Genomic DNA, 16,076 nt, shown 5'->3' on the forward strand with positions numbered 1-16,076 from the left:
CGTTGGACATGACCGCTGAAATCCTTTTTGCCAGTCTGCACATTGCGACGCCCGAGCTGATCCTTGCGGTCGGCGCGCTGGCGCTGCTCATGATTGGCGTCTTCTCGGGCGACAAGTCGACAACGACGGTCACCGGCCTTGCCGTTGCCCTCCTGCTCGTCGTCGGTCTCTGGATCATCTTTGCCCCCGCTTCGGGCGTGGCTTTCGGCGGTGTCTACATCGCCGATGCCTTCGGCAACTTCATGAAGGTACTGGCGCTGATCGGCTCCATCACCGCCATGATTCTCGCCGTCGGTCAGGGACGTTTCGAACCCATCGGCCGTTTCGAATATCCGGTGCTGCTGGTTCTTGCGACCCTCGGCATCCTGCTGATGATCTCGGCCAACAACCTGATCTCGCTCTACATGGCGCTGGAACTGCAGTCGCTGGCGCTCTATGTCGTCTGCGCGATCAACCGTGAAAGCCTGCGCTCTACGGAAGCGGGCCTGAAGTATTTCGTGCTCGGCGCGCTGTCTTCCGGCATGCTGCTTTATGGCATGTCGCTGGTTTACGGCTTCACCGGCAATACCGGCTTCACCGAAATCGCGCAGGTTCTGGCCTCGGAAACCCGTTCCCTCGGTCTGGTCTTCGGCCTGGTCTTCGTTCTCGCCGGTCTCGCCTTCAAGATTTCGGCCGTGCCGTTCCACATGTGGACGCCGGACGTTTATGAAGGTGCGCCGACCCCGGTAACGGCGTTCCTGTCGGCTGCGCCGAAGATTGGCGCCATGGCGATCCTCGTTCGCATCGTCATCGAGGCGTTCCAGCCGGTCTTCGCCGACTGGCAGCAGATCGTCGTGTTCATCTCCATCGCCTCCATGCTGCTCGGCTCCTTTGCCGCAATCGGCCAGAAGAACATCAAGCGCCTGATGGCTTATTCCTCCATCGGTCACATGGGTTATGCGCTGGTCGGTCTCGCTGCGGGCACTGAAGCCGGTGTGGCTGGCGTCATCCTCTACATGACCGTTTATATGGTCATGACGCTCGGCACCTTCGCCTGCATTCTCTCCATGCGCCGCAAGGAAATCGGCAATGTCGAGACTGTCGAGGATCTGGCCGGTCTTTCGTCCTCCAACCCCTTCATGGCGGTTGTGCTGACGATCCTGATGTTCTCGCTTGCCGGTATCCCGCCGCTCGCCGGCTTCTTCGGCAAGTATTATGTCTTCCTCGCAGCCATCGAGGCGAAGCTCTATCCGCTCGCCATCATCGGTGTGATCGGCTCTGTTGTCGGCGCCTATTATTATATCCGCGTCGTCAAGGTCATGTGGTTCGATGAGGCCAAGGACAAATTCGAGCGTCCCGCCGGCGAACTCAAAGTCGTTTACGCGCTTTCCGGCCTCTTCGTTGTCGCCTTCATCGTCTTCGGCGGTGCACTCGGCAACGCGGTGACAGTTGCGGCGAAGACCTTCTTTTGAGCAGCACGCACAAGCATACGGGCCGGATGTCCATCGATGACTTCCGGCACGAGGCGATGGCGGAAACGCCATCGACCAATCTGGAATGTTTCGCCCAGGCAAGGGCGGGCGATGGCGGCAATCTGTGGATCACCGCCATCCGCCAGACTGGCGGACGCGGCCGTCGCGGCCGTCCATGGGTCTCCGAACCCGGCAATCTCTACGCCTCGCTTCTTCTGATCGATCCCGCTCCGATGGATCGCATAGGGTCTCTGCCGCTTGCCTTCGCGCTGGCTGTTTATCGCGCCATCCGCGCGGTGCTGCCGACGGGTGGTGAGCCGCTCGAAATCAAATGGCCGAACGACGTTCTGATCGGTCGCCGCAAGACCTGCGGCATTCTGATGGAGGCGGAGCTGCTGCCGGATGGCCGGCGCGCCATCGTCATCGGCATCGGCATCAATATCGCCCATAAGCCGGAAAATCCGCTTTACCCCGTCACCATGCTCTCCGAACATGGGGCGTCCTGCTCGCCCGACGAATTGTTCGCCCATCTTTTCCGCGAGACGGCGGAGGTGCTGGGGGATTGGGACGAGGGCAGGGGCGTTGCCGGCATCACGGCTGGCTGGCGTGCCGCCGCCTGCGGTATCGGCGAACATATCACCGTCAACTTTCCGGACCGTTCTATTGGCGGGCGTTTCGTCGGGATTGATGATAATGGTTATCTGCTGCTGGATGAGGATGAGGGCGCAAGGCGCTCGATTGCCGCCGGCGACGTGTTTTTCGGATGAGGTGAACGGCGCGACCCGAAGGCCCGCGCCGAACCGCTTTCGACGGGTTGGAGCTTTCCTGCGGCTCATGAAAAGCAGGGTGACAAACCGGTTCCGCATCGGCCCGGTCGATCAGATGGTTTAACAGGTCCGATGCTTAAGAGCGCGGCGGGCGCGGCCAATTGCCGTCGCCTGCGTGCTTTCGTGAATGGATAAGAAAAACAATGGCTAAACAGGACGAACTGGTCTTTGTGCCGCTTGGCGGCGTGGGTGAAATCGGCATGAATCTGGCGCTTTACGGCTACGGGCCGGAAAGCAAGCGCCAATGGATCATGGTGGATTGCGGCGTGACCTTCGCCGGCCCGGACCTGCCGGGCGTCGATCTGGTACTGCCTGACATCAGCTATATCGCCGAGCAGAAAAAGAACCTCAAGGGCATCATCATCACCCACGCCCATGAAGACCATTACGGCGCGCTGAACGATCTGTGGCCCGGCCTCAACGTGCCGGTCTATGCTTCGCCTTTCACCGCCGGCATGCTGGAAGCCAAGCGCGCCTATGAGGGCACGCGCGCCGAAATTCCGGTGACGATCTTCAAGGCGGGCGACCGCATCAATGTCGGTCCGTTCGAAATCGAGGCTGTCGGCGTCAACCACTCCATTCCGGAGCCGATGTCGCTGGTCATCCGCACGCCGCTCGGCAATGTCATCCACACCGGCGACTGGAAAATCGACGAAGCACCGTCGCTCGGTCCGTTGACGGATGAGGCCCGTTTCCGCGCCATCGGCGAAGAAGGCGTGCTGGCGCTGATGTGCGACAGCACCAATTCGGTGCGCGATGGTGTGTCGCCCTCCGAACACGAGGTTTCCGAAGGCCTGCGGCAGATCATCGAAAATGCCGAGGGTCGTGTGGCCGTCACCACCTTCTCCTCCAATGTCGGTCGCATCCGCTCGATTGCGCAGGCCGCGGAAGCAGCCGGCCGCGAGGTGCTGCTGCTCGGCTCGTCGCTGAAGCGCGTCGTCAACGTCTCACAGGATCTCGGCATCATGGAAGGCATTAAGCCGTTCCTCGCCGAAGACGAATATGGCTATATTCCGCGCGACCGGGTGGTGCTGATCCTGACCGGTTCGCAGGGCGAGCCGCGCGCCGCACTCGCCAAGCTTTCGCGCGACGAGATGCGCAATGTGGCGCTGGCTTCCGGCGATACGGTGGTGTTCTCATCGCGCGCCATCCCCGGCAATGAGAAGGCGATCATCGACATCAAGAACGGCCTCATCGAGCAGGGCGTCCATATCGTCACCGACAATGAGGCGCTGGTGCATGTCTCCGGCCATCCGCGCCGCAATGAACTTCTGAAGATGTATGAATGGACGAAGCCGCAGATCGTCGTGCCCGTCCATGGCGAGGCGGCGCATCTGGTGGCGCAGAAGGAACTGGCCGAACAGGCCGGCATTTCGCAGGTGCCGAAGGTGCGCAACGGAAATGTTCTGCGCCTTGCACCGGGTCCGGCGGAAGTCATCGACGACGTCCCGCATGGCCGCGTCTTCAAGGATGGCAATCTCGTCGGTGATATGGACGAGATGGGCATCAGCAACCGCCGCAAGCTGTCCTTCGCCGGCCATGTGGCCGTCAATGTCGTGCTGGATAGCCGTTACGATTTCCTCGGCGATCCCGATGTGGTGCCCTTCGGCCTGCCGGAATTCGATGACGAGGATGAGGCGATGGAAGACACGCTTTATGACGCCGTTCTCGGCGCCGTCGAAAGCATTCCGCGTGCCCGCCGCAAGGATCTGGATCTGCTGCGCGAAGCGGTGCGTCGCGCCGTGCGCGCCGCCGCCAACCAGAGCTGGGGCAAGAAGCCGATCGTGACGGTTTTTGTAACCAAGGTCTGAGCCGGGAGCTTCCCGGCAATCGGCCGGGGCGTCTGTCTCTTTCCCGATGATTCCAGGGCCGTGCCGCAAAGCGCGGCCCTTCTGTTTTTCTTTTAGGGTTTCTTGCGGAGAAGTGATTCCGATCTGCGGATGAATGCGTTACAAGAAGCCCATTGTGCAGGAGGATCACATGCCGCTTCTTTCGGCCTTCGCCGTTTATTTCATCGTCTGGTGGACGGTGCTTTTCATCGTGCTGCCGATTGGCCTGCGCACTCAGGATGAGGAGGGCGATGTGGCGCTGGGCACGGTTGCCAGTGCGCCATCAAGGTTCAGGGGCGGGCGGATCGTTTTGTGGACGACCGTGATCTCGGCCCTGATCTGTGGGCTGTGGTACGGCGGAACCTGGTGGTTCGGCGTCAGCCTCGATGACCTGCCGAGAATTATTCCCGTTTTCGATTGAAAAGCTGCGCAGGTGATCGCCGTTCGCGCGCATCTGCGCACTCAGACTGGCGGTGAGCCCATGGTCGCGGCAGTTTCCGGCGGATATGGCCGGGATTCTGTCATATGGATGTCATATCTCTCGTGCACACAGCAGGAACGTGCTCGGTGCCTGATTCACCGCCATAATTTTACCGGAATATAGCGGCGGGGCGGGGTTGTTTGCATGGAAGCAAAAAAAAACAAGGCCTTTCAGCCTTGTTTTCCAGGTTTCGCGTGATCTGTAACCGTTGCCGGGGCTGCGAACGAGCGCGCCTAAGATCTGATCCTCCCAAGACTGACCGCGAAAATGACAAGAATTTAAACTTCCTGCCTCTTTTGTAAGCTAAAGCTAGCTCAAACCCCCATGCTTGTCATCTCATTTTTTGCATATTTGTTACAGTCGGCAAAAAATTCTCCGTGGTGCAATTTGTCGCACCGGATCAAGAATAATATTCCGATCAAAGCGTTTTGACGCGAATTAGCTATCGCGAAAATACCGCAAAATCGCCTTTAACGCTCTTTTCATGGCGGGTTTTCATCTTGGCCGGAAACGGCTATATCCGGCGCCAATATCCCTCTATTCGGGGCGATTCCCGCGCGTTTGCGCGCTGTCGTCCGCATCAATGGAAGCCGTCATGCGTCTCAGCCGTTATTTCATGCCCATCCTGAAGGAAAACCCCAAGGAAGCGGAGATCGTCTCCCACCGCCTCATGCTGCGCGCCGGCATGATCCGGCAGCAATCGGCTGGCATCTATTCCTGGCTGCCGCTCGGCAAGCGCGTGCTGGACAAGGTCAACCGGATCATCCGCCAGGAGCAGGATCGCTCGGGCGCCATCGAGCTTCTGATGCCGACGCTGCAATCGGCCGAGCTCTGGCAAGAAAGCGGCCGTTACGATGACTACGGCAAGGAAATGCTGCGCATCAAGGACCGTCAGGATCGTCAGATGCTCTACGGCCCCACCAATGAGGAGATGATTACCGACATCTTCCGGTCCTATGTGAAGTCCTACAAGAACCTGCCGCTGAACCTCTATCACATCCAGCTCAAGTTCCGCGACGAGGTGCGTCCGCGTTTCGGCACCATGCGTTCGCGCGAGTTCCTGATGAAGGATGCCTATTCCTTCGATCTGACCAAGGAAGACGCGATTCATTCCTATAACAAGATGTTCGTGGCTTACCTGCGCACCTTCGAGCGCCTTGGCCTGCGCGCCATTCCGATGCGTGCCGATACCGGCCCGATTGGCGGCAATCACAGCCATGAATTCATCATTCTGGCCGATACCGGCGAATCCGAAGTCTTCTGCCACAAGAGCTTCCTCGACCGCGCCATTCCCGCCGAAAACACCGACTTCGACGATGTCGCGGCGCTTCAGGGCGTATTCGACGAGTGGACGGCCGATTATGCCGCCACGTCCGAAATGCATGACGAAGCCGCTTATAACGCCATTCCCGATGGCGAGCGCCTTTCCGCGCGCGGTATCGAAGTCGGCCACATCTTCTATTTCGGCACCAAATATTCCGAGCCGATGGGCGCGAAAGTGCAGGGTAAGGATGGCAAGGAACACCCTGTCCACATGGGTTCCTATGGTATCGGGCCGACACGCCTTGTTCCCGCCATCATTGAAGCATCGCATGATGAGAACGGAATCATCTGGCCGGCTTCGGTCGCTCCCTTCGATGTCGTGATCATCAACATGAAGGCTGGCGATGCTGCCTGTGATGCGGCTTGCGAAAAGCTGTATTACTCGCTCTCCAACGCCGGCAAGGATGTTCTTTACGACGACACGGACGACCGTGCAGGCCAGAAATTCGCCACCGCCGACCTGATCGGCGTGCCGCTGCAGATCATCGTCGGCCCGCGTTCGGTCGCGAATGGCGAAGTCGAAGTGAAGGATCGCAAGACCGGCGAGCGGGAGACCGTGACGATCGAGGCGGCGATGAACAGGGTGCTCGGCTAAGAGCGAGCTGAAGACGGAGCGGCTTCACCCGAAGTCCGCTCCGGTTTCGTAACGCAGATGCCGCAGAAATATGGGCCGGTTTTCGGAAAAGACCGGCCTTGCAGTTTGAGATCAGGGAGACGACATGGCACAAGCCGAGGCTGACAAGGGTGCGGCTGTTTCCGCCGGGGCAAAGACTGCCCGGCCGTTTTCCGCTTTTGAACGCATGGTGGCCTGGCGTTATCTGCGGTCGCGGCGCAAGGAAGCGTTCATTTCCGTCATCGCCGGTTTTTCCTTTGTCGGCATCATGCTGGGCGTGGCGACGCTCATCATCGTCATGGCGGTGATGAACGGGTTCCGTACCGAGCTCATTTCGCGCATTCTCGGCATCAACGGCCATATGATCGTGCAGCCTATCGACCAGCCCTTCAATAATTATGATGAGCTGGCGAAGAAGTTTGCCGCCGTTCCCGGCGTCACCATGGCCCTGCCGCTGGTGGAGGGCCAAACGCTCGCCTCCGGCCGCGGCGGCGCGGGTTCCGGCGCTCTGGTGCGCGGCGTGCGTCAGGAAGATATCGACAAGGTCAAGGAAGTCGCCACCAACATCAAGACCGGCGATCTGGTTGGCTTCATGGCCGGAGATGGCGTTCTCGTCGGCTCAAGGCTCGCCGCCCAGCTGGGCGTAACGGCCGGTGACGACATTACCCTCATTTCCCCGGAAGGCGACGTGACGCCGATGGGCGTCAATCCGCGCGTCAAATCCTACAAGATATCCGGGGTCTTCGAGATCGGTATGTCGGAATATGACGCCTCGATGATCTATATGCCGCTGTCCGAAGCCCAGCTTTATTTCAATGCCGAAGGCCTCGTGCAGTCCATCGAGCTTTATGTCAGCCGCCCCGACGATGTCGACGGAATCCGCCCGCTGGTGGAGCAGGCCGCCGAACGGCAGATTTATATCACCGACTGGAGACAGCGGAACCAGACCTTCTTCTCCGCCCTGCAGGTGGAAAGAAACGTGATGTTCATGATCCTCACCCTCATCGTTCTGGTGGCGGCGCTGAACATCATTTCCGGCCTCATCATGCTGGTGAAGGACAAGGGCAGCGACATCGCCATTCTGCGCACCATGGGCGCAAGCTCCGGCTCCGTGATGCGCATCTTCTTCATGACCGGGGCGGCCATCGGCATGGTCGGCACCTTTGCCGGCGTGGCGCTCGGCGTCATCGTCTGCCTCAATGTGGAATCCATCCGGCAGTTCTTCTCCTGGATATCCGGCACGGTGCTGTTTGACCCGCAGCTTTATTTCCTGAGCCAGCTTCCGGCCGAAATGGATATCAGCGAGACCATTTCCGTTGTCATCATGGCGCTGACGCTCTCTTTCCTGGCAACGATCTTTCCAGCATGGCGGGCTTCCAAGCTCGATCCGGTGCAGGCCCTGCGTTACGAATAAGGACCGCTTCGCAATATGGCAAAAAAAACAGTGCTGCGGCTTACTGGCGTCGAGAGAACCTATGGTCAGGGCGAGACGTCGCTTTCCATTCTGCGCAAGGCTGATTTCGAATTGAAGAGCGGCGAGATGGTGGCGCTGGTCGCCCCTTCGGGAACCGGCAAATCCACGCTGCTGCATCTGGCGGGACTTCTCGAACATCCAGATGCCGGCGAGGTCTATATTAACGGCGCACCCTGCAATGACCTGCCGGATGAAACGCGAACCGCGATCCGCCGCAGCGATATCGGTTTTGTCTACCAGTTCCATCACCTCCTGCCGGAGTTCTCGGCGGTGGAAAATGTGATGATGCCGCAGCTCATCGCCGGTCTGACACAGGCCGAAGCCCACAAGCGCGCCAGTGCACTGCTCGACTATATGCGGGTGGGGCATCGCGGTGAGCACCGCCCGGCGGAACTCTCCGGAGGTGAACAGCAGCGTGTCGCCATCGCCCGCGCGGTCGCCAACGCGCCGCTGCTGCTGCTCGCCGATGAGCCGACCGGTAATCTTGATCCGGAAACAGCGCATTATGTTTTTGACGCGCTGGAGGCGCTGGTACGCCAATCCGGCCTTGCGGCGCTGATCGCCACCCATAATCATGAACTCGCCGCCCGTATGGACCGGCGTGTGACGCTCGCCGACGGCAAGATCGTCGATTTCTGAGCTTGATGCGCGAGGCGCGTCCCTCGTGCGTCAATCTTTCCGTCGTGCTCGAAACGATCGTTGTCGCCAATTGAGGTGAACGAAGGTTCCCGGACGGGTTGCGCCAAGCTGGCGAGTCGATTCCTCCAGAGAACGCCTGTTCTCCACATTTGAATTTTTTCCGAACCCGGCGGTGTTTTTGCCTCCGGGTTTTTTCGCTTTGGAGTCAGGGGTTTGCTGTTCCCCCTGCGGGAACCGAAGGCGATTCTGCTGCATTAGCAAGGGGAATATCAGCAAAACCCTGTTGACAATCGAACAAAATGAGAACAAAGTTGGAACATAACGAGTAAGGAGAGACCAATGACTGATTTCATCCGTGACGTTGCCGCTTTTGCCTCCATCGCTGTCTTCGTAGCCAGCTTTTCGGTGATCCTCACCGCCCTGTGAAGGGCACGCCGGCGCAGAAACCTGTATGGACGCCGTAAAGCGGTGGACTTTGAGCGCCGGAAATCGGAAAATCGCCCCCTCGATTCAGAATGACAGGATGATGATATGGGCGATGCGGTTGTGCGTGGAGAGACCTCTGGCGAAACGCTGAAAACTCCCGGTTTCGTCCATTTGCGGGTTCATTCCGCCTATTCCCTGCTTGAGGGGGCCTTGCCCCTCAAGAAAATCATGTCCAAGGCCGTCGCGGACGGCCAGCCGGCCATTGCCATTACCGATACCAACAACCTCTTTGTCGCGCTGGAATTTTCCGAAAAGGCGCGCGACGAAGGTTTGCAGCCCATCATCGGCTGCCAGCTGTCGATCGACATGCAGGATGCGGCGGAGGACCGCCGCAACCACAACAGCCACCTTCAGAAACTTCCCGCCATAGTGCTCCTTGCCGCCAATGCCGAAGGTTACGAGCGGCTGGTGGATATCGTCAGCCGCGCCTATCTGGAAGGCGAGGGCAGCGGCCATTCCGTGCATATTACCCGTGCATGGCTGGAGGAAGCCTCCAATGCCGGCCTGATCGCGCTGACAGGCGCCTCCGGCGGTCCGTTGGATATGGCCTTGAAGGAAGGTCACCCTGCTCAGGCGAAGGAACGGCTGCTGACGCTGAAGTCACTCTTCGGTGACCGGCTTTATATCGAATTGCAGCGCCAGTCCGGTTATGACCGTTCCCATGAGCGGCGCATGATTGGCCTTGCTTATGACCATGATATTCCGCTGGTTGCCACCAACGAGGCGTTTTTCCCTTCCAAGGCCGATTACGAGGCGCATGATGCGCTGATGGCAGTGGCGCATAACGCCATCGTCTCCGATGACAGCCGGTTCCGGCTCACGCCCGACCATTATCTTAAAAGTCGGGCGGAAATGGCGGCGCTGTTTGCCGATCTTCCTGAGGCGCTGGAAAACACCGTCGAGATCGCGCTGCGCTGCTCCTATGTGCTGAAGAAGCGCGGGCCGATCCTGCCGCGTTTCACCGGCGCCAGCGACGACCCGGAGGCGGCGGAACACGCCGAAGCCGAAGAGCTTCGCCGCCAGGCGGTGGAGGGGCTGGATCAGCGGCTGGCGGCGCTCGGCATGGCGGCTGGCTATACCGAGCAGGATTATCGCGACAGGCTGGATTTCGAACTCGGCGTCATCTCGCGCATGAAGTTCCCCGGTTACTTCCTGATCGTTGCCGACTTCATCAAATGGGCCAAGCAGCACGATATTCCTGTCGGGCCGGGCCGCGGTTCGGGTGCGGGCTCGCTTGTCGCTTATGCGCTGACGATTACCGACGTCGATCCTCTGCGCTTCTCGCTGCTGTTCGAACGCTTCCTCAATCCCGAACGCGTTTCGATGCCCGACTTCGATATCGACTTCTGTCAGGACCGTCGCGAAGAGGTGATCCGTTACGTGCAGGCCAAATATGGCCGCGAGCAGGTGGCGCAGATCATCACCTTCGGTTCGCTGCAGGCACGCGCGGCCTTGCGCGACGTCGGCCGCGTGCTGGAAATGCCCTATGGGCAGGTGGACAAGATCTGCAAGCTGGTGCCCAACAACCCGGCCAACCCGACACCCCTGTCGAAAGCGATCGAGGAAGAGCCGCGCCTGCAGGAAGAGGCGGACAAGGAGCCGGTCGTCGCCCGCCTTTTGGATATCGCCCAGAAGATCGAAGGGCTTTACCGCCACGCCTCCACCCATGCCGCCGGTATCGTCATCGGTGACCGCCCGCTGTCGAAGCTGGTGCCGATGTATCGCGATCCGCGCTCGGATATGCCGGTCACCCAGTTCAACATGAAATGGGTGGAAAGCGCCGGCCTCGTCAAATTCGACTTCCTCGGCCTGAAGACGCTGACGGTGCTGAAGGTCGCCGTCGATTTCGTTGCCAAGCGCGGCATCAAGGTCGATCTCGCGGCGATTCCGCTGGATGACGCCAAAACCTACGAGATGCTCTCGCGCGGCGAAACCATCGGCGTGTTCCAGGTGGAAAGTGCCGGCATGCGCAAGGCGCTGATCGGTATGCGGCCGGACTGCATCGAGGACATCATCGCACTGGTGGCGCTTTATCGGCCCGGCCCGATGGAAAACATTCCGGTGTACAACGCCCGCAAACATGGCGAGGAGGAGCTGGAGTCCATCCACCCCACCATCGACCATCTGCTCAAGGAAACGCAGGGCGTTATCGTCTATCAGGAACAGGTGATGCAGATCGCCCAGGTCCTCTCCGGTTATTCGCTCGGCGAAGCCGATCTTCTGCGCCGCGCCATGGGCAAGAAGATCAAGGAGGAGATGGACAAGCAGCGCGAGCGTTTCGTCGACGGCGCCATCGAGAACGGCGTCTCGAAGCCGCAGGCCAACACCATCTTCGACCTTCTCGCGAAATTCGCCAATTACGGCTTCAACAAGAGCCACGCCGCCGCCTACGCCATCGTGTCCTACCAGACCGCCTATATGAAGGCGCATTATCCGGTGGAGTTCCTGGCGGCTTCGATGACGCTCGATATGGCGAACACGGAAAAGCTCAACGATTTCCGCCAGGATGCCGGCCGTCTTGGCATCGAGGTCGTCGCACCTTCGGTGCAGACGTCGTTCCGGCAATTCGAGACGGGCGAGAACCGCATCTATTATTCGCTCGCCGCCATCAAGGGCGTGGGCGAGGGGGCGGTGGAGCACATCGTCCAGGTACGCGACGGCAAGCCGTTCACGAGCCTTGAGGATTTCTGCCTGCGCATCGATCCCAAGCAGATCAACCGGCGTGTACTGGAAAGCCTGATCAATGCCGGCGCCTTCGATTGTTTCGGCCGCGACCGCGCCGAGCTGATCGGCGGGCTGGACCGCATTATCGGTTATGCGCAGATGGCGCAGAACAACCGCACCATTGGACAATCGGACATGTTTGGCTCCGGTGGTGGAAGCGGCCCGGAAAAGCTCATCCTTCCCGCCTTCCAGCCCTGGCTCGCCTCCGAAAAGCTGCTGCGTGAATATCAGGTGCTCGGTTTTTACCTCACCGCCCATCCGCTCGATACCTACCGCCCCGTGCTGGAAAAGCTGCGGGTGCAGAATTTCGCCGATTTTTCCGCCGCGGTGAAACAGGGTGCGACTGCCGGGCGTCTGGCCGGCACGGTGACCGGCAAGCAGGAGCGCAAGACCCGCACCGGCAACAAGATGGGCATCGTCACCTTCTCGGATGCATCGGGCCAATATGAGGCGGTGCTGTTTTCCGAAGGGCTCGGCCAGTTCCGCGATCTGCTCGAGGTCGGCAAATCGCTGGTCATCACCGTGCAGGCGGAAGAGCGTCCGGAAGGCATCGGTCTGCGTATCCAGACGGCGCAGTCGCTGGAAGAGAAATCCGTGCAGATGCAGAAGGCGTTGCGTGTTTATGTGCGCGATTCCGGCCCGCTGAAAACGGTGGCCCGCCACCTCAATACGAAAGGCGATGGCTCGGTCTATTTCATCGTCATCAAGGATGAGGGCAGCCGCGAGATCGAGGTGGAGCTGACGGAGAAATACCGCATCTCACCGGAGATCGCCGCTGCGCTGCGCTCCGCGCCCGGTGTCGTCGATGTGGAACTGGTGTGAGGCTTGAGGCCTCACACGTCGCTCATACCGGCCCTTCTTTGGTCACGGTAATGAAGTCCGTTCCAATGCCTGTCTCCAGCTGGTGACTGATATCGGAAACGGTGATCGAGCTGCCGCTTGAAAGCTCCTGCTCGATCCGGCTGCGTATTTCCGTGGGAATTTCGAGGCGGCCGAGCACGGCGCTCAATTGATCGAAACCGCCCGGGGCTTCGGTAACAGAGATGCCGAGCCGCTTGCGGGCCGCCGCCGGCAGATGGTTTTCCAGCGTCACGCCGTTCCATTCGGCGGTTCCGGCGGCGCGATCCACGGACACGGCTTCGAAGAAATGGGTTCCGAGCGCCACTTCCGGGTCCTTGATGTCGATGGCTGCTTCGAACAGCGGCTTGAAATCCTGCCGCACCATGATCTGGCCGGTCGGCGGGTGGTCTTCATCGGCGGAGGCATAAAGCGCCGTCACGAAAGCATCGGTTAGAAGCGGGCCGGTGGTTTTCAGCCCCTTCCAGCGCTTGAAACCATTGATGGCGCTGATCGTCATCTCCCCGGCATAACCATCGGCTGAACCGGCATCGAAACCGAGGCGGGTCAGCACGGTCTGAATATCCATCACCTTTTCCCGCTCGCCGCGCCGGGTGATGAGAATGCGCAGGGGCGAGGGCTCCCTGGTCTTCGCCGCCGGCTTGAGGGCTTGGGTCTTTTCATTGACGGCAACCTCGACCGTCCCCAAAGCCGCATCGAAAGTCGCCGGGCGCAATTCCACATCCGACAGAAGCAGCTTGCCGTCATCGGCATCATCGCGCGGCTGAAACAACGCCGGATGCTGCACAAAGCGCAGCGAGACCGGCCGGTCGGTGATGATGACATGTACGCCGGTCCGGGTGTCTCCGAAGAGCGACTTGGCGAATTTGGACGGCAGGCGCACGCAGCCGTGCGAGGCCGGATAGTTCGGCACCTTGCCTTCGTGCAGCGCGATGCCGGACCATGTCAGCCGCTGCATGAAGGGCATGGGCGCGGCCGAGTAGATATTCGACTCGTGGTATTTGCGCTTTTCCAGAATCGAGAAGATGCCGCTCGGTGTCTCATGCCCGGCCTTGCCGGTGGAGACCTTCGAGGTGGCGACGATTTCGCCGTTCTCATAAAGCGAAAGCGACTGGTCGCTTTTCGATACCAGTATCTGCATGGACCTGCTGTCAGCGGCAAGCGCCGGAAAGGCAAGAATGCTGGCCGACAGCATGCCAGCCATAAGACGGAGGCGGAGGGACATGACGCAATACACCACATGTACAAAACTTGCCTCACTCAATCATGCGAAGTTTAATGAAGTTTAAGGACCGATCATCCGCAACATCACTAATTTGTGTAAAATCTAAAATATATCCGGCGCGAGGCGGCGAGGGCAGGATTGCGCGACCTGTCGCACAATCGCGCAACTGTTATTTGCGCGTTCCGAACGTATAGCCGGTCTCGACGCTGCCCTTGCCGAACTTGTCGCGCAGCTTGTCCATCGCCGCTTCCGCCGCAGCCCGGCGCCCCGCCTGTTTGTCGACGAGATCGGGCGGATCGGCGAGGCCCGCGTCGCGCAGATCGCTGACGCCGATACCGATGAGGCGGAACCTGGTGCCGTCCGTTTCCTTTTCCAGCAGCGAAAGGCCGGTGCGAAAAATCCGGTCGGCAAGCTGCGTGGGGTCGTCCAGTTTGCGGTTGCGGGTGCGGAGCTTGAAGTCTGCCGTCTTCATCTTCAGCACCACCGTCTGGCCGGCAATGCCGCTCTTCTTCAGCCGCCAGGCAACCTTTTCGGAAAGCGAGCGCAGGATCGGTACCAGATCCTCATGGCGGGAAATATCGTTGAAGAAGGTGGTTTCGGAAGAGACGCTTTTGACGGGGTCGTTATTGTGCACATGCCTCTCGTCAATGCCGCGCGAAAGCCGGAAGAGGCGTTGTCCCATCACGCCATAGCGGCGCATCAGCTCGCTTTCCTCCATCTCCTGCAGCTGCGCGATCATGCGGATACCGTCCGCCTCCAGCGTCGCCGCGAAGGCCTTGCCCACGCCCCAGATGGTGGTGACCGGCCGCGTCGCCAGAAAGGACAGCGCCTCCGTTTCGCCGATCACTGAAAAGCCGCGCGGCTTTTGCAGGTCGGACGCGACCTTGGCGAGAAATTTGCAGTAGGAAAGGCCGGCTGAAACGGTCACGCCCACTTCCTTTTCCACGCGCCGGGCGAATTTCGCCAGCACACGGGCCGGTGGATCGTGATGCAGCTTCTCGGTGCCGGAAAGATCGAGAAACGCCTCGTCTATGGAAAGCGGCTGCACCAGCGGCGTCAATTCCTGCATCATCGCCCGGATTTCGCGTCCGACACGGCTGTATTTTTCCATATCCGGCTTGATGACGATGGCGTCAGGACAGGCTTCCAGTGCCTTGAACATGGGCATGGCGGAACGCACGCCGTGAATGCGGGCGATATAACAGGCGGTGGAAACCACCCCACGTTTGCCGCCGCCAACGATCACAGGCTTGTCGGCCAGTTCCGGGTTGTCCCGTTTTTCAACGGAGGCATAAAAGGCGTCGCAGTCGATATGGGCAATGCTCAGATCGTAGAGTTCGGCATGATAAACAAGGCGCGGGCTGCCACAGGCGCGGCAACGCCTCAGCCCTTCTGGCTGGCCGGCCAGACAGTCGCGGCAAAAACCGGGATCATAGGGGTGCGACGTGGACATGAGCCGAAAACAAAACAAGAACGTCACTGACCATACTCCGGCCGTGACAACGGCTCAAGGGGCGTTCGCGACAAAGCCCGGATTTGAAAACCCCGGCGCATCGGAAAACTTGCATACCATAGAGAAATATTTGATCTCACCCATATTTGTAGTTACAATTGTAGATGATTTTTTACGCATGTTCGAATGGGATGAAGAGAAAAACAGGCCCAACATCCGAAAGCATGGCGTCGGATTTCAGACGGCGATTCGAATCTTCGAGGGTGCGGTTCTTTCATGGGTCGATGAGCGCGGGGCCTATGGAGAGATGCGCTATCACAGCATAGGGCAGATCGAAGGAATAGTATTTCTGGCGGTCATCCATACCGATCGTGCCGGTCGAACCCGCATCATCTCCGCCCGGCCGGCAAACCGCCGCGAAAGGAAACGTTATGACGAAGAAATACGAAAAAGAACTGAGCCTTGAAGAGCTGGCAGCCTTGCCTGACGAGAAGATTGACTACAGCGATATTCCCGAACTGGATGAGCACTTCTGGGCGAATGCAAAACTCGTGGAGCCGGAAGGGACGCAGCAGATCACGCTGAGGGTCAAGAAGTCCGTCGTCGAGGCTTATAAATCCACCGGCAAGGGATACCAGACACGCATGAATGCGGTGCTGGAATCCTATGCCCGCACATTGCTGAAACGCTGAC

12 protein-coding genes are annotated in these 16,076 nt (G+C 59.6%); 10 read left to right on the forward strand and 2 right to left on the reverse strand.

What is annotated here, in order from left to right; translation table 11 throughout:
- Nucleotides 1–8 precede the first annotated feature (8 nt).
- The 8 genes from nuoN (at nucleotide 9) to dnaE (ending at nucleotide 12,669) form a co-directional block, all read left to right on the forward strand.
- On the forward strand, nucleotides 9–1,451 hold the full coding sequence (gene nuoN, locus ACQZ60_RS06285; protein WP_003521512.1) for an NADH-quinone oxidoreductase subunit NuoN: 1,443 nt from the start codon (nucleotides 9–11) through the stop codon (nucleotides 1,449–1,451).
- Nucleotides 1,452–1,477: 26 nt separating this feature from the next.
- Nucleotides 1,478–2,218, forward strand: a complete 741-nt coding sequence (locus ACQZ60_RS06290) for a biotin--[acetyl-CoA-carboxylase] ligase (protein WP_448734923.1) — start codon at nucleotides 1,478–1,480, stop codon at nucleotides 2,216–2,218.
- Between the two features lie 203 nt (nucleotides 2,219–2,421).
- Nucleotides 2,422–4,089 (forward strand): ribonuclease J, encoded by a 1,668-nt coding sequence (locus tag ACQZ60_RS06295; RefSeq protein WP_003521510.1) that lies wholly within the window; start codon nucleotides 2,422–2,424, stop codon nucleotides 4,087–4,089.
- Nucleotides 4,090–4,222: 133 nt separating this feature from the next.
- Nucleotides 4,223–4,528, forward strand: a complete 306-nt coding sequence (locus ACQZ60_RS06300) for a DUF1467 family protein (protein ID WP_065653980.1) — start codon at nucleotides 4,223–4,225, stop codon at nucleotides 4,526–4,528.
- 655 nt (nucleotides 4,529–5,183) lie between these two features.
- Nucleotides 5,184–6,506, forward strand: coding sequence for a proline--tRNA ligase (gene proS, locus ACQZ60_RS06305; RefSeq protein WP_003521508.1), 1,323 nt, complete (start codon nucleotides 5,184–5,186; stop codon nucleotides 6,504–6,506).
- Nucleotides 6,507–6,630: 124 nt separating this feature from the next.
- Nucleotides 6,631–7,938: a lipoprotein-releasing ABC transporter permease subunit gene (locus tag ACQZ60_RS06310; protein ID WP_003521507.1), complete on the forward strand. Its 1,308-nt coding sequence runs from the start codon at nucleotides 6,631–6,633 to the stop codon at nucleotides 7,936–7,938.
- Nucleotides 7,939–7,953: 15 nt separating this feature from the next.
- Nucleotides 7,954–8,637, forward strand: coding sequence for an ABC transporter ATP-binding protein (locus tag ACQZ60_RS06315; protein ID WP_003521506.1), 684 nt, complete (start codon nucleotides 7,954–7,956; stop codon nucleotides 8,635–8,637).
- 531 nt (nucleotides 8,638–9,168) lie between these two features.
- A complete protein-coding gene (dnaE, locus tag ACQZ60_RS06320) occupies nucleotides 9,169–12,669 on the forward strand; it encodes a DNA polymerase III subunit alpha (protein ID WP_448734924.1) in 3,501 nt (1,166 codons plus the stop codon).
- 22 nt (nucleotides 12,670–12,691) lie between these two features.
- Here the strand turns inward: dnaE and ACQZ60_RS06325 are convergent, their stop codons facing one another.
- Together ACQZ60_RS06325 and ACQZ60_RS06330 are read right to left on the reverse strand one after the other, a co-directional pair.
- Nucleotides 12,692–13,930 carry a L,D-transpeptidase family protein gene (locus ACQZ60_RS06325; RefSeq protein ID WP_020810659.1) on the reverse strand — a complete coding sequence of 413 codons (1,239 nt, stop codon included), beginning with the start codon at nucleotides 13,928–13,930 and terminating at the stop codon, nucleotides 12,692–12,694.
- Nucleotides 13,931–14,099: 169 nt separating this feature from the next.
- Nucleotides 14,100–15,383: a DNA polymerase IV gene (locus ACQZ60_RS06330; RefSeq protein WP_020810658.1), complete on the reverse strand. Its 1,284-nt coding sequence runs from the start codon at nucleotides 15,381–15,383 to the stop codon at nucleotides 14,100–14,102.
- Here ACQZ60_RS06330 and ACQZ60_RS06335 point away from each other — a divergent pair.
- Together ACQZ60_RS06335 and ACQZ60_RS06340 are read left to right on the forward strand one after the other, a co-directional pair.
- Complete coding sequence (locus tag ACQZ60_RS06335; protein ID WP_448735317.1) at nucleotides 15,382–15,849, forward strand: BrnT family toxin; 468 nt, start codon at nucleotides 15,382–15,384, stop codon at nucleotides 15,847–15,849. The two genes, ACQZ60_RS06330 and ACQZ60_RS06335, sit on opposite strands and share 2 nt — an antisense overlap.
- A complete protein-coding gene (locus tag ACQZ60_RS06340; protein ID WP_448734925.1) occupies nucleotides 15,815–16,075 on the forward strand; it encodes a BrnA antitoxin family protein in 261 nt (86 codons plus the stop codon). Before ACQZ60_RS06335 ends, ACQZ60_RS06340 begins: the two co-directional genes overlap by 35 nt.
- Nucleotide 16,076 lies beyond the last annotated feature (1 nt).

The sequence above is a fragment of the Agrobacterium sp. 22-223-1 genome (assembly GCF_053522385.1).